The organism is Pseudocitrobacter sp. CD920760, from assembly GCF_057782505.1.
On record NZ_CM173490.1, the window covers coordinates 1 to 12,419 of the forward strand.

Genomic DNA, 12,419 nt, shown 5'->3' on the forward strand with positions numbered 1-12,419 from the left:
GTGTCACTTTCGCTTTGGCAGCAGTGTCTTGCCCGATTGCAGGATGAGTTACCAGCCACAGAATTCAGCATGTGGATCCGCCCGTTGCAGGCGGAACTGAGCGATAACACGCTGGCCCTGTACGCGCCAAATCGTTTTGTGCTTGATTGGGTAAGAGATAAATACCTGAACAATATCAACGGGCTGCTGAATGATTTCTGCGGTTCTGACGCCCCACAGCTGCGCTTTGAAGTGGGCACCAAACCGGTCACCCATACCCTCAAAGAGACGGCAAACGTCGCGATCCCAGCACAGGCCGCGCAGGTGCATACGCCACGTGCCGTGCCCGCACCGCGTCAGGGTTGGGATAACGTACCGGCCCCGGCTGAGCCTTCTTACCGCTCCAACGTCAACGTAAAACACACCTTCGATAACTTCGTTGAAGGTAAGTCGAACCAGCTGGCTCGCGCGGCGGCGCGTCAGGTGGCGGACAACCCTGGCGGCGCGTATAACCCGCTGTTTTTATACGGTGGAACGGGCCTCGGTAAAACGCACTTATTACATGCGGTCGGTAACGGCATCATCGCGCGTAAACCGAATGCCAAAGTGGTGTACATGCACTCCGAGCGTTTTGTGCAGGACATGGTAAAAGCCCTGCAAAACAACGCCATTGAAGAGTTCAAACGCTACTATCGCTCTGTCGATGCGCTGCTTATCGATGACATCCAGTTCTTTGCCAATAAAGAACGATCCCAGGAAGAGTTTTTCCACACCTTTAACGCCCTGCTGGAAGGTAATCAGCAGATCATCCTGACGTCGGATCGCTATCCAAAAGAGATCAACGGCGTGGAAGATCGTCTGAAATCCCGCTTCGGCTGGGGCCTGACGGTGGCGATTGAGCCGCCGGAACTGGAAACCCGCGTTGCCATTCTGATGAAAAAAGCCGACGAGAACGACATTCGTCTGCCGGGTGAGGTGGCGTTCTTTATTGCCAAGCGTCTACGCTCTAACGTGCGTGAGCTGGAAGGGGCATTGAATCGCGTGATTGCCAACGCCAACTTTACGGGCCGGGCGATCACTATCGACTTCGTTCGCGAAGCGTTGCGCGATTTGCTCGCGTTACAGGAAAAACTGGTCACTATCGACAATATTCAGAAGACGGTGGCCGAGTACTACAAGATTAAGGTGGCGGATTTGCTCTCCAAACGGCGTTCCCGTTCGGTGGCGCGTCCGCGTCAAATGGCGATGGCGCTGGCTAAAGAGCTGACCAACCACAGTCTGCCAGAAATTGGCGACGCATTTGGTGGTCGTGACCATACTACCGTGCTTCATGCCTGCCGCAAGATTGAGCAGTTGCGTGAAGAGAGCCACGATATCAAAGAAGATTTTTCAAATTTAATCAGAACATTATCGTCGTGACGCTATGAAATTTACCGTAGAACGTGAACATTTATTAAAACCGTTACAACAGGTGAGTGGCCCGTTAGGTGGCCGCCCGACGCTGCCTATTCTCGGAAACCTGTTGTTGCAGGTCGCTGACGGTACGCTGTCATTGACCGGTACCGATTTAGAAATGGAGATGGTCGCTCGCGTGGCGCTGGTACAGACGCACGAACCCGGCGCAACCACCGTCCCGGCGCGTAAATTCTTCGATATCTGCCGTGGTCTGCCAGAAGGCGCCGAGATCGCCGTGCAGCTGGAAGGCGACCGTATGCTGGTCCGTTCTGGCCGTAGCCGCTTCTCGCTTTCCACGCTGCCTGCCGCAGATTTCCCGAATCTGGACGACTGGCAGAGCGAGGTGGAATTCACTCTGCCACAGGCGACCATGAAACGTCTGATTGAAGCGACCCAGTTCTCGATGGCGCATCAGGATGTTCGCTATTACTTAAACGGCATGCTGTTCGAAACCGAAGGTGAAGAGCTGCGTACCGTGGCGACCGATGGCCACCGTCTGGCGGTATGCTCTATGCCGGTCGGCGAATCGCTGCCGAATCATTCGGTGATCGTGCCGCGTAAAGGCGTGATTGAACTGATGCGTATGCTCGACGGCGGTGATAACCCGCTGCGCGTACAAATTGGCAGTAATAACATCCGCGCGCATGTCGGCGATTTTATCTTCACTTCTAAGCTGGTTGATGGCCGTTTCCCGGATTATCGTCGCGTATTGCCGAAGAACCCGGACAAACATCTGGATGCCGGCTGCGATATTCTCAAGCAGGCATTTGCCCGTGCGGCCATTCTTTCCAACGAAAAATTCCGCGGCGTGCGTCTGTTTGTCAGCGAAAATCAGCTGAAAATCACCGCCAACAACCCGGAACAGGAAGAAGCGGAAGAGATTCTGGACGTCAACTATTCCGGTACCGAGATGGAAATTGGCTTTAACGTCAGTTACGTCCTCGACGTGCTGAATGCCCTGAAATGTGAAAACGTACGTATTTTGCTGACGGACTCTGTTTCCAGCGTTCAGATTGAAGATGCCGCATCACAGTCGGCTGCCTATGTTGTCATGCCAATGAGACTGTAATGTCGCTCACCCGCTTGTTGATCCGCGACTTTCGCAACATCGAAAGCGCGGATCTCGCCTTATCTCCCGGCTTTAACTTCCTGGTTGGCGCAAACGGCAGTGGCAAAACCAGCGTGCTGGAAGCCATCTATACGCTCGGCCATGGCCGGGCGTTTCGCAGTTTGCAGATTGGTCGCGTGATTCGCCATGAACAGGACGCGTTCGTGCTGCACGGGCGTTTGCAGGGCGAAGAGCGCGAAACCACCATCGGCCTCACCAAAGATAAGCTGGGCGACAGTAAAGTACGCATCGACGGCACCGACGGTCACAAAGTTGCCGAACTGGCGCTGCTGATGCCGATGCAGCTCATCACGCCCGAGGGGTTTACTTTACTCAACGGCGGCCCCAAATACAGAAGAGCATTCCTTGATTGGGGATGCTTCCACAACGAAGCCGGGTTCTTTACCGCCTGGAGCAACCTCAAGCGCCTGCTGAAGCAGCGCAATGCCGCACTGCGCCAGGTCAGCCGCTATGAACAGCTGCGCCCCTGGGATAAAGAATTGATTCCCCTGGCGGAACAAATCAGCCGCTGGCGTGCCGAATACAGCACCGGTATCGCCGAGGATATGGCGGATACCTGCAAACAGTTTTTACCGGAGTTCTCCCTCACCTTCTCATTCCAGCGTGGCTGGGAAAAAGAGACGGATTATGCCGAGGTGCTGGAGCGGAACTTCGAGCGTGACAGAATGTTGACCTACACCGCGCACGGCCCGCATAAAGCGGACTTTCGCATACGCGCCGACGGCGCGCCGGTGGAAGATACGCTGTCGCGCGGGCAGCTTAAGCTGCTGATGTGCGCACTGCGCCTGGCACAAGGCGAGTTCCTGACCCGTGAAAGCGGTCGGCGCTGCCTGTACCTGATAGATGATTTTGCCTCTGAACTTGATGACGCGCATCGCGGGCTGCTGGCCAGCCGCTTAAAAGCGACGCAGTCACAGGTTTTTGTCAGTGCGATCAGCGCTGAACACGTTATGGACATGTCGGATGAAAATTCGAAGATGTTTACCGTGGAAAAGGGTAAAATAACGGATTAACCCAAGTTTAAATGAGCGAGAAACGTTGATGTCGAATTCTTATGACTCCTCCAGTATCAAAGTCCTGAAAGGGCTGGATGCGGTGCGTAAGCGCCCGGGTATGTATATCGGCGACACGGATGACGGCACCGGTCTGCACCACATGGTATTCGAGGTTGTGGATAACGCTATCGACGAAGCGCTCGCAGGGTACTGTAAAGACATCGTTGTCACCATCCATAGCGATAACTCCGTATCCGTACAGGATGATGGCCGTGGTATCCCAACCGGCATTCACCCGGAAGAGGGCGTGTCCGCCGCCGAAGTTATCATGACCGTACTGCACGCAGGCGGTAAATTCGATGATAACTCCTATAAAGTTTCCGGCGGCCTGCACGGCGTAGGCGTTTCCGTGGTTAACGCCCTGTCGCAGAAACTGGAACTGGTTATCCAGCGCGATAACAAAGTTCACCGTCAGATTTACGCGCACGGCGTGCCGCAGGCTCCGCTGGCCGTGACCGGCGATACCGAAAAAACCGGTACCATGGTCCGTTTCTGGCCGAGCCATGAAACCTTTACCAACGTCACCGAATTTGAGTATGACATCCTGGCGAAACGCCTGCGTGAACTGTCATTCCTTAACTCCGGCGTGTCTATTCGCCTGAAAGACAAGCGTGACGGCAAAGAAGACCACTTCCACTACGAAGGCGGCATCAAGGCGTTTGTTGAATATCTCAACAAAAACAAAACGCCAATTCACCCGAATATCTTCTATTTCTCCACCGAAAAAGACGGTATCGGCGTGGAAGTTGCGCTGCAGTGGAACGACGGCTTCCAGGAAAACATCTACTGCTTCACCAACAACATTCCGCAGCGCGACGGCGGTACGCACCTGGCAGGCTTCCGTGCGGCGATGACCCGTACCCTGAACGCCTACATGGACAAAGAAGGCTACAGCAAAAAAGCTAAAGTCAGCGCCACCGGTGACGATGCGCGTGAAGGCCTGATTGCGGTAGTCTCCGTAAAAGTCCCTGATCCGAAATTCTCCTCTCAGACCAAAGATAAACTGGTTTCTTCTGAGGTGAAATCGGCGGTTGAACAGCAGATGAACGAACTGCTGAGCGAATACCTGCTGGAAAATCCGTCTGACGCGAAAATCGTGGTCGGCAAAATTATCGACGCCGCGCGTGCGCGTGAAGCGGCACGCCGTGCTCGTGAAATGACCCGTCGTAAAGGCGCGCTCGACTTAGCAGGCCTGCCGGGCAAACTGGCCGACTGCCAGGAACGCGACCCGGCTCACTCCGAACTGTACCTTGTGGAAGGGGACTCTGCGGGCGGCTCTGCAAAACAGGGGCGTAACCGTAAGAACCAGGCGATTCTGCCGCTGAAAGGTAAAATCCTCAACGTTGAGAAGGCGCGCTTCGACAAGATGCTCTCTTCTCAGGAAGTTGCCACGCTGATTACCGCATTGGGCTGCGGTATTGGCCGTGACGAATACAACCCGGATAAACTGCGCTATCACAGCATCATCATCATGACCGATGCGGACGTCGATGGTTCGCACATCCGTACCCTGCTGCTGACCTTCTTCTACCGTCAGATGCCGGAAATTGTTGAACGTGGCCACGTCTACATCGCGCAGCCGCCGCTCTACAAAGTGAAGAAAGGCAAGCAGGAACAGTACATCAAAGATGATGAAGCGATGGATCAGTACCAGCTTACCATTGCTCTGGATGGCGCAACGCTGCACACCACCGAGGGCGCGCCAGCCCTGTCGGGCGAAGCGCTGGAAAAACTGGTTTCTGAATACAACGCCACGCAGAAAATGATTGGCCGTATGGAGCGTCGCTTCCCGAAAGCGCTGCTGAAAGAGCTGGTTTATCAGCCGACGCTGACTGAAGACGATCTGTCGAATGAACAGACCGTCACCCGTTGGGTGAATGCGCTGGTTACCGAGCTGAACGAAAACGAACAGCACGGCAGCCTGTGGAAGTTTGATGTTCGCCATAACAGCGAACAGAACCACTTCGAACCGATCATTCGCGTGCGTACGCACGGTGTGGATACCGATTACCCGCTGGATCACGAGTTCGTGGTTGGGCCGGAATATCGCCGTATCTGCACGCTGGGCGAGAAACTGCGCGGTCTGGTGGAAGAAGATGCCTTTATCGAACGTGGTGAACGCCGTCAGCCGGTTGCCAGCTTCGAGCAGGCGCTGGAGTGGCTGGTGAAAGAGTCTCGTCGAGGACTGGCGATTCAGCGCTATAAAGGTCTGGGCGAGATGAACCCGGAACAGCTGTGGGAAACCACCATGGACCCGGAAAGCCGCCGCATGCTGCGCGTTACCGTGAAAGATGCGATTGCTGCCGACCAGCTGTTCACCACCCTGATGGGTGATGCCGTTGAACCGCGTCGCGCGTTTATCGAAGAGAACGCCCTGAAAGCGGCGAATATCGATATCTAAACCGTTGGCAAATGCCCGGTGGCGCTGCGCTTACCGGGCCTACAAAAGATTATTTGTAGGCCGGATAAGGTGTTTACGCTGCCATCCGGCAAAACAATGCCAGCACAAAACGCCTGAATTTATTCAGGCGTTTTTTTTCGTCTACTGATGCAAGTTCGAAATCACAAACGGCAGCGCAAGTAGCTGTAGCGGGGAGGTGACGATATCGACAGCGACGGATAGTGGGTAGAACGCCTTGCTGTAAGCAGTACCCTCCTCTCTGATTTCGAAGGTAAAGGGCTTATCAATGCGCTCGATTCGGTCACTCGCGTTTTTGGCAATAACATCATTCCTTGAAAGGTAAAAACTTAAATCAAAGGCCCTGATGTTTTGTCCCTTTTGAATATCAGGTGCAAACGTTTGTACCTTCTTCAATTGCTGTTCATCGAACGAGCCCACGTCATAGAACAAGTCGGCACCGTAGTTCTGATTATAAAAAATCGTGATCGCGTTTTGCGGTGAGTTCATATAACGCTTATCAAATTCGGGGTTATCCATAGCTTTTGCTAGTCGACCACGGATGTTACTGACTGGATAGTTCGATTTTTCCCCCGCGAAAAGCCACTTACCGCTCTTTTCATCTTTAATGATACCGATGATTTTATCCGTTGTGACAACCTGCCCTTCCTGGTGAACATCATCAACATGCTCCTCAAGCATCATGGTCGCGCATCCACTGAGCGATATAACAGTAGGTAAGATTAAGATAAAAAGTCGTTTTTTCATCGAACGTTCCTTGTTCTGGCAAATGTGATTTGGCGGGAGTTTACGCCAGCTAACGCCAAAAGCTTTGATGTTTTGTGGGACTGAAAAAGACGACTTCAGCCCACACTGACCTATACTTCTCTCATCATGTATTCACCACTAAAAGGAGTGGAAGATGGGGCTTTTTGATGAAGTTGTCGGCTCGTTTCTTAACGGCGACGCCGGGAAGTATCAGGCTATCCTGAACTGGGTGAACGAGCAGGGCGGCATTCAGGCATTGCTGCAAAAACTGCAAAACGGTGGGTTGGGTGACATTCTGTCCACGTGGATTAGCAATCAGCACAGCAACCAGCCGGTGAGTGGCGATCAGCTTGAATCGGCATTGGGCACGCCGGCGGTCTCCGATCTCGGCCAAAAACTGGGCATCGATACCGGTTCTGCGTCGAATATGCTGGCGGAATATCTGCCGAAAGTCATTGATGCGCTCTCGCCGCAGGGCGAAGTTGACCCGCAGGCGCATAACGATTTACTCAGCGCAGGAATGGATCTGCTGAAAAGCGGCAAACTTTTCGGCTAACTACGCTACAAAAGGGGAGCACGCCAGGCACGTTGCATCCCCGTTTTAACCCGTCACGGCTGCTGTTTTTTGAGCGGAATCGCGTTAGCATGAGGAAGGACTCATCTAACCTGGGGTATTCATGGCTATCAAACTTATTGCAATCGACATGGACGGAACCTTGCTGTTGCCGGACCATACTATCTCTCCTGCAGTCAAAAAGGCGATCGCCGACGCGCGTGCGCGTGGCGTTAACGTGGTGCTGACCACGGGTCGCCCATACGCAGGAGTGCATAGCTATCTGAAAGAGCTGCACATGGAACAGCCGGGCGATTACTGCATCACCTACAACGGTGCGCTGGTGCAGAAAGCGGGTGATGGCAGCACGGTGGCGCAAACCGCACTGGGCTATGACGACTATCGTTATCTGGAACAGCTCGCGCGCGAAGTGGGCTCGCACTTCCACGCCCTCGATCGCAATACGCTTTATACCGCCAACCGCGACATCAGCTATTACACGGTGCATGAATCCTACGTTGCCACAATCCCGCTGGTCTTCTGCGAAGCCGATAAAATGGACCCGGCGACGCAGTTCCTGAAAGTGATGATGATTGATGAGCCTGCCATCCTGGATAAAGCGATTGCCAAAATTCCGGCGGAAGTGAAAGAGAAGTACACCGTGCTGAAAAGTGCGCCGTACTTCCTCGAAATCCTCGATAAACGCGTCAATAAAGGCACTGGCGTGAAATCACTGGCCGATGCGCTGGGCATTAAAGCGGAAGAGATCATGGCGATTGGCGATCAGGAAAACGACATCGCAATGATCGAATTCGCAGGCGTCGGCGTGGCGATGGATAACGCCATTCCGTCGGTGAAAGAGGCGGCGAACTTCGTCACTAAATCCAACCTTGAAGATGGCGTGGCGTACGCCATTGAAAAGTTTGCGCTAAATTAATTACGCACGCGAATATCGCTGATACGGCTGCGCATAATGGCTTTTCGCAGGCGCGGCTGTGTCAGTATTCTGGCTTTCATAATTTTTCCCAGCAGTTTCAGGCGCAGGCTGAGCGTCGCGCGCGTATAAGCGCGGTTAGCGTCTTCACATTGCCGCTGTAGAATCTGGCTGAGCAACTCCGCGCTATCCAGCGCATAACTGATCCCTTCCAGCGAACTGGCGCTGATAAACCCTGCCGCTTCACCAATCAGAAACGCGTTCTCTTTACCGCAAACAAAATCCTGCCAGCACGACGGAAACAGTACGGTGCACTTCTCGCTTTTTACCGGCTCGCCAAAATGAAACGCAAAATCTGCCATCTTTGTTTTCAGCGCCTCAAAGCGTGTCTGGCCGTCTTTCATTGGGTACGCGCCGCCAAAGATAAAATAGCCGTCTTTACTGATGCTCCATGAATAGCAGTCCGTCACCGCGTTATCAAAAATGCAGGAGTAAAACGGCACAGCATGCGCTTCGGCGAACCACTGCTGTATCGCAACGTATTTGCGAATCTGGTGTTTGGGATAAAGATGACGGCGCACCAGTGAATTCGCGCCGTCGGCACCTACCAGCCAGCGGGCTGTGATGTGTTGTTCCTCGCCGCTAACCTGAAACAGTACGTGCCACAATTCACCTTCGCGCCATACCTTTCGGCACAGCGTCTCGTGATGAACGGTCACCACGTCGGGAATTAATGATTTCATCCATAAATCAAATGCATGGCGATTAATGTTGATATAGCTTCGCTGGTAATTGCGGGTCAACCCGGCGGCAACATCGACCGTTTTGACGCTGAATATCTGTGGGTTGGCGATAACCTCAATGGGGAGGGTAATTCCGTCGCGAATAAACGCCCGTTGCGCATCCGGCGCTAACAGTCCACCGCAGGGTTTGCTGAAGCCTTCCGTGCCGCACTGACACTTTTTATCCAGCGCGATGACGCGCATTTTCCCTGCGAGTTTCCGCGCCAGCGCAGATCCAGCCGGGCCGAGGCCGATAATCGCTACGTCAAAATGTTCCATCTTTTTGCTCATCAAAGTTGAGATGGCGATACGCTAATGCCTGAAAGTGAACTCTGTGTGAAGTATGATGACGGAAATTGTCTTGCATCAGGACTGCACCATGAAACAGGTCACCTTCGCTTCTCGCCATCATCAGCTCACCAACATCAATACCTGGACGCCAGACAGTCAGTGGCTGGTGTTTGATGTGCGTCCTTCGGGGGCCTCATTTACCGGTGAGACTATCGAACGCGTGAATATTCGTACCGGCGAGCTCGACGTTATTTACCGCGCTACCCAGGGTGCGCACGTCGGCGTGGTGACCGTTCATCCTCTGCAAGAGAAATATGTGTTTATCCACGGCCCGGAAAAACCGGATGCTGACTGGCACTATGACTTCCATCATCGCCGGGGCGTGGTGACTGAGTGCGGTGAAACCCGCAACCTTGATGCGATGGATATCACTGCGCCTTACACGCCTGGCGCGCTGCGTGGCGGGAGCCACGTGCATGTGTTTAGCCCTAACGGTGAGAATGTCAGCTTTACCTATAACGACCACGTGATGCACGAATACAACCCGGCGCATGACCTGCGCAACGTCGGCGTTGCCGTCCCGTTTGGCCCGGTGGAGGTCACCGCTCAGCATCCGCGTGAATACAGCGGTAGCCACTGGTGCGTATTAGTGAGTAAAACCACGCCCGCGCCGCAGCCGGGCAGCGACGAGATCAATCGCGCCTATGAAGAGGGCTGGGTGGGGAATGAGACGCTGGCGTTTATCGGCGATACGCTGTCGGAGAAGGGCGAGAAAGTGCCGGAGCTGTTTATTGTCGAACTGCCTAAAACCGCGCAGGGCTGGAAACAGGCGGGCGATGCGCCGCTGGCCGGAACGGAAACCACGCTGCCTGCGCCACCCGCAGGTGTGGTACAGCGCCGCTTAACCTTCACGCATCAACGGGCGTATCCGGGGCTGGTCAACGCGCCGCGCCACTGGGTGCGCAGCAACCCGCAGGGCACGGAAATCGCGGTGCTGATGCGCGATGAAAACGGTGTGGTTCAGCTGTGGCTGATATCGCCAGAAGGCGGGGAGCCGCGCCAGCTTACCCATGTTGAAAGTGATATTCAGTCGGCGTTTAACTGGCATCCGTCGGGGAATGCGCTGGGCTTTGTGCTGGAAAATAGAATCGCGATAGCCGACGCGATGAGCGGAAGCGTGCGCTTTTTGACAACCGATCACGGTAACCCGCCGTCTGCGGATGCCGTCGTTTTCTCACCCGATGGCAATGACATTGCCTGGATGGAAGAGACGGCGGGCTTCCGTCAGCTGTGGGTAACCGAAACCGGCCTCTGAATTACGGCGAAGGCATCGGCGCTGGCGGAATAACAGAGTTTGTCGCCAGCGTCTCCTGCTCACTCTTCTCTACGCGTGAACGCACGGAGCTATCGGTGCGGAACATGTCCCACGGCAGCAGCAGGGTATCCATCACCGCAGTAAATGGCATGTCGAGTGCCACCAGCGATTTGGTGCCCCAGTTGCTGTCATCATCACCGAGCATGGTCGCGCTTGCTCGCGTACCCGGATATGTTCCCTCTTTGCCACCCGTATGCGACATCACGCTTGAGCAGCCGCCTACTAACATCATCCCACTGAACAGAGCCAGCTTAAGCAGATTATTTTTTATCATGATTTAATCATCGTATCGGAGCCGGGAGGGCTCATCTGTACGGGTTATAGCCACCCGTAGCGAAAATGGATAGTCCTGGCTTCCCGCTCTGTGGCGGTTGTCGCACTTTAACCAATAGTGCTCTACCCCAGTCTATGCCTTCAGCACGAAAGTGCAAAAAAAGTAAGACCCGCGCCCTTGAAAATCGTTCCTCAGAACACATTTTAAGAGTGTAGCCCAATGAGGAGCACGCCTGATGGGTGCTTCGGGTATCACCGCCTGTCCATGATGGAAGGCCGTAAAAATTCTCGCTGATTTCAGGAGCTATTGATTATGCGTAACTTTGATTTATCCCCGCTATACCGTTCTGCTATTGGTTTTGACCGCCTGTTCAATCTGTTAGAAAACAATCAAACCCAGAGTAACGGCGGCTACCCTCCGTACAACGTTGAGCTGGTAGACGAAAACCACTACCGCATTGCGATTGCCGTTGCCGGTTTTGCTGAAAGCGAGCTGGAAATCACCGCCCAGGACAACATGCTGGTGGTGAAAGGCGCTCATGCGGCTGAGCAGAAAGAGCGTACCTATCTCTATCAGGGGATCGCCGAGCGCAACTTTGAACGCAAGTTCCAGTTAGCGGAAAACATCCACGTGCGTGGCGCAAACCTGGTGAATGGTCTGCTCTATATCGAGCTGGAGCGCGTGATTCCTGAAGCGAATAAACCGCGCCGCATCGAAATCAACTAATTCAGTGAGCCGCTACGGCGGCTCAAATTACCCAGGCTTGCCGTCAGGGAGCCTAATGCGAATCTTCATGATTCGCAGGACTTCACTCGCTTCTTAGAAGGAGAATGTATTATGCGTAACTACGATTTATCCCCACTGCTGCGTCAATGGATCGGTTTTGACAAAATGGCTAACGCGTTGCAAAACGCCGGTGAAAGCCAGAGCTTCCCGCCCTATAACATTGAAAAAAGCGACGATAACCACTATCGCATAACCCTCGCGCTGGCCGGTTTCCGTCAGGAAGATCTGGATATTCAACTGGAAGGCACGCGCCTGACCGTGAAAGGCACGCCGCAGCAGCAGGAAAAAGAGACCAAATGGTTGCATCAGGGTCTGGTCACCCAGGCGTTCAGCCTGAGCTTCACGCTGGCTGAAAATATGGAAGTGGCGGGCGCAACCTTCACGAATGGCTTGTTGCATATCGATTTAACCCGCAACGTGCCGGAAGAAATCGCCCCGCAGCGTATCGCCATCAGCGAGCGCCCGGCGTTGAACAGCTAGCAATGTATTGAATTTGCATGATTTTGTAGGCCGGATAAGGCGTTCACGCCGCATCCGGCAACAACAACGCGCACTTTGTCAGCAATCTAAAGCCTCGTCTTAAGACGGGGCTTTTTTGTGCCTGCTAAAAATCCAAAGTAATTGTGCGCAAATCCCCATA

Annotated in this window: 12 protein-coding genes and 1 other annotated feature; of the genes, 9 read left to right on the forward strand and 3 right to left on the reverse strand. The window is 53.9% G+C overall.

What is annotated here, in order from left to right:
- The 4 genes from dnaA to gyrB are packed head-to-tail and all read left to right on the forward strand — an operon-like array spanning position 1 to position 6,019.
- Positions 1-1,398 (forward strand): chromosomal replication initiator protein DnaA, encoded by a 1,398-nt coding sequence (gene dnaA / locus AC1MKH_RS00005; RefSeq protein WP_041686133.1) that lies wholly within the window; start codon positions 1-3, stop codon positions 1,396-1,398.
- Between the two features lie 4 nt (positions 1,399-1,402).
- The gene (gene dnaN, locus AC1MKH_RS00010) at positions 1,403-2,503 is read left to right on the forward strand and encodes a DNA polymerase III subunit beta (protein ID WP_108476261.1); all 1,101 of its coding nucleotides are present in this window, start codon (positions 1,403-1,405) and stop codon (positions 2,501-2,503) included.
- On the forward strand, positions 2,503-3,576 hold the full coding sequence (gene recF, locus AC1MKH_RS00015; RefSeq protein ID WP_276222825.1) for a DNA replication/repair protein RecF: 1,074 nt from the start codon (positions 2,503-2,505) through the stop codon (positions 3,574-3,576). The genes dnaN and recF overlap by 1 nt, the downstream gene beginning before the upstream one ends.
- Before the next feature lie 28 nt (positions 3,577-3,604).
- Positions 3,605-6,019: a DNA topoisomerase (ATP-hydrolyzing) subunit B gene (gyrB, locus tag AC1MKH_RS00020; protein WP_276222827.1), complete on the forward strand. Its 2,415-nt coding sequence runs from the start codon at positions 3,605-3,607 to the stop codon at positions 6,017-6,019.
- Positions 6,020-6,160: 141 nt separating this feature from the next.
- Here gyrB and AC1MKH_RS00025 read toward each other — a convergent pair whose 3' ends face one another.
- Positions 6,161-6,784 carry a YidX family protein gene (locus AC1MKH_RS00025; RefSeq protein ID WP_276222829.1) on the reverse strand — a complete coding sequence of 208 codons (624 nt, stop codon included), beginning with the start codon at positions 6,782-6,784 and terminating at the stop codon, positions 6,161-6,163.
- Positions 6,785-6,938: 154 nt separating this feature from the next.
- Between AC1MKH_RS00025 and AC1MKH_RS00030 the strand changes: the two genes are divergently transcribed.
- Together AC1MKH_RS00030 and yidA are read left to right on the forward strand one after the other, a co-directional pair.
- Positions 6,939-7,340 (forward strand): YidB family protein, encoded by a 402-nt coding sequence (locus AC1MKH_RS00030; protein ID WP_276222831.1) that lies wholly within the window; start codon positions 6,939-6,941, stop codon positions 7,338-7,340.
- Between the two features lie 121 nt (positions 7,341-7,461).
- On the forward strand, positions 7,462-8,274 hold the full coding sequence (gene yidA / locus AC1MKH_RS00035) for a sugar-phosphatase (RefSeq protein ID WP_015343933.1): 813 nt from the start codon (positions 7,462-7,464) through the stop codon (positions 8,272-8,274).
- Here yidA and AC1MKH_RS00040 read toward each other — a convergent pair.
- Positions 8,271-9,332: an FAD-binding protein gene (locus tag AC1MKH_RS00040; protein WP_276222833.1), complete on the reverse strand. Its 1,062-nt coding sequence runs from the start codon at positions 9,330-9,332 to the stop codon at positions 8,271-8,273. The two genes, yidA and AC1MKH_RS00040, sit on opposite strands and share 4 nt — an antisense overlap.
- Positions 9,333-9,432: 100 nt before the next feature.
- Here AC1MKH_RS00040 and AC1MKH_RS00045 point away from each other — a divergent pair, with 100 nt between their 5' ends.
- Positions 9,433-10,659: a YidR family protein gene (locus AC1MKH_RS00045; protein ID WP_276222835.1), complete on the forward strand. Its 1,227-nt coding sequence runs from the start codon at positions 9,433-9,435 to the stop codon at positions 10,657-10,659.
- Between the two features lies 1 nt (position 10,660).
- Here AC1MKH_RS00045 and AC1MKH_RS00050 read toward each other — a convergent pair whose 3' ends face one another.
- A complete protein-coding gene (locus AC1MKH_RS00050; RefSeq protein WP_015343936.1) occupies positions 10,661-10,993 on the reverse strand; it encodes a YceK/YidQ family lipoprotein in 333 nt (110 codons plus the stop codon).
- Positions 10,994-11,237: 244 nt separating this feature from the next.
- Positions 11,238-11,312: a sequence feature (ROSE (Repression Of Heat Shock gene Expression) occurs in the 5'-region of heat shock genes and acts as an RNA thermometer to modulate expression.), on the forward strand.
- Between AC1MKH_RS00050 and ibpA the strand changes: the two genes are divergently transcribed.
- Positions 11,306-11,719, forward strand: coding sequence for a small heat shock chaperone IbpA (gene ibpA, locus AC1MKH_RS00055; RefSeq protein WP_015343937.1), 414 nt, complete (start codon positions 11,306-11,308; stop codon positions 11,717-11,719). Its footprint overlaps the feature before it by 7 nt.
- A 111-nt stretch (positions 11,720-11,830) precedes the next feature.
- Entirely contained in the window at positions 11,831-12,259 is a 429-nt protein-coding gene (gene ibpB / locus AC1MKH_RS00060; RefSeq protein WP_276222841.1) for a small heat shock chaperone IbpB, read from the forward strand.
- Positions 12,260-12,419 lie beyond the last annotated feature (160 nt).

Bases quoted from the DNA above. Each gene is read 5' to 3' on its own strand.
- dnaN (WP_108476261.1), top strand. From the start codon at position 1,403: ATGAAATTTACCGTAGAACGTGAACATTTATTAAAACCGTTACAACAG.
- recF (WP_276222825.1), top strand. From the start codon at position 2,503: ATGTCGCTCACCCGCTTGTTGATCCGCGACTTTCGCAACATCGAAAGC.
- gyrB (WP_276222827.1), top strand. From the start codon at position 3,605: ATGTCGAATTCTTATGACTCCTCCAGTATCAAAGTCCTGAAAGGGCTG.
- AC1MKH_RS00025 (WP_276222829.1), bottom strand. From the start codon at position 6,784: ATGAAAAAACGACTTTTTATCTTAATCTTACCTACTGTTATATCGCTC.
- AC1MKH_RS00030 (WP_276222831.1), top strand. From the start codon at position 6,939: ATGGGGCTTTTTGATGAAGTTGTCGGCTCGTTTCTTAACGGCGACGCC.
- yidA (WP_015343933.1), top strand. From the start codon at position 7,462: ATGGCTATCAAACTTATTGCAATCGACATGGACGGAACCTTGCTGTTG.
- AC1MKH_RS00040 (WP_276222833.1), bottom strand. From the start codon at position 9,332: ATGGAACATTTTGACGTAGCGATTATCGGCCTCGGCCCGGCTGGATCT.
- AC1MKH_RS00045 (WP_276222835.1), top strand. From the start codon at position 9,433: ATGAAACAGGTCACCTTCGCTTCTCGCCATCATCAGCTCACCAACATC.
- AC1MKH_RS00050 (WP_015343936.1), bottom strand. From the start codon at position 10,993: ATGATAAAAAATAATCTGCTTAAGCTGGCTCTGTTCAGTGGGATGATG.
- ibpA (WP_015343937.1), top strand. From the start codon at position 11,306: ATGCGTAACTTTGATTTATCCCCGCTATACCGTTCTGCTATTGGTTTT.
- ibpB (WP_276222841.1), top strand. From the start codon at position 11,831: ATGCGTAACTACGATTTATCCCCACTGCTGCGTCAATGGATCGGTTTT.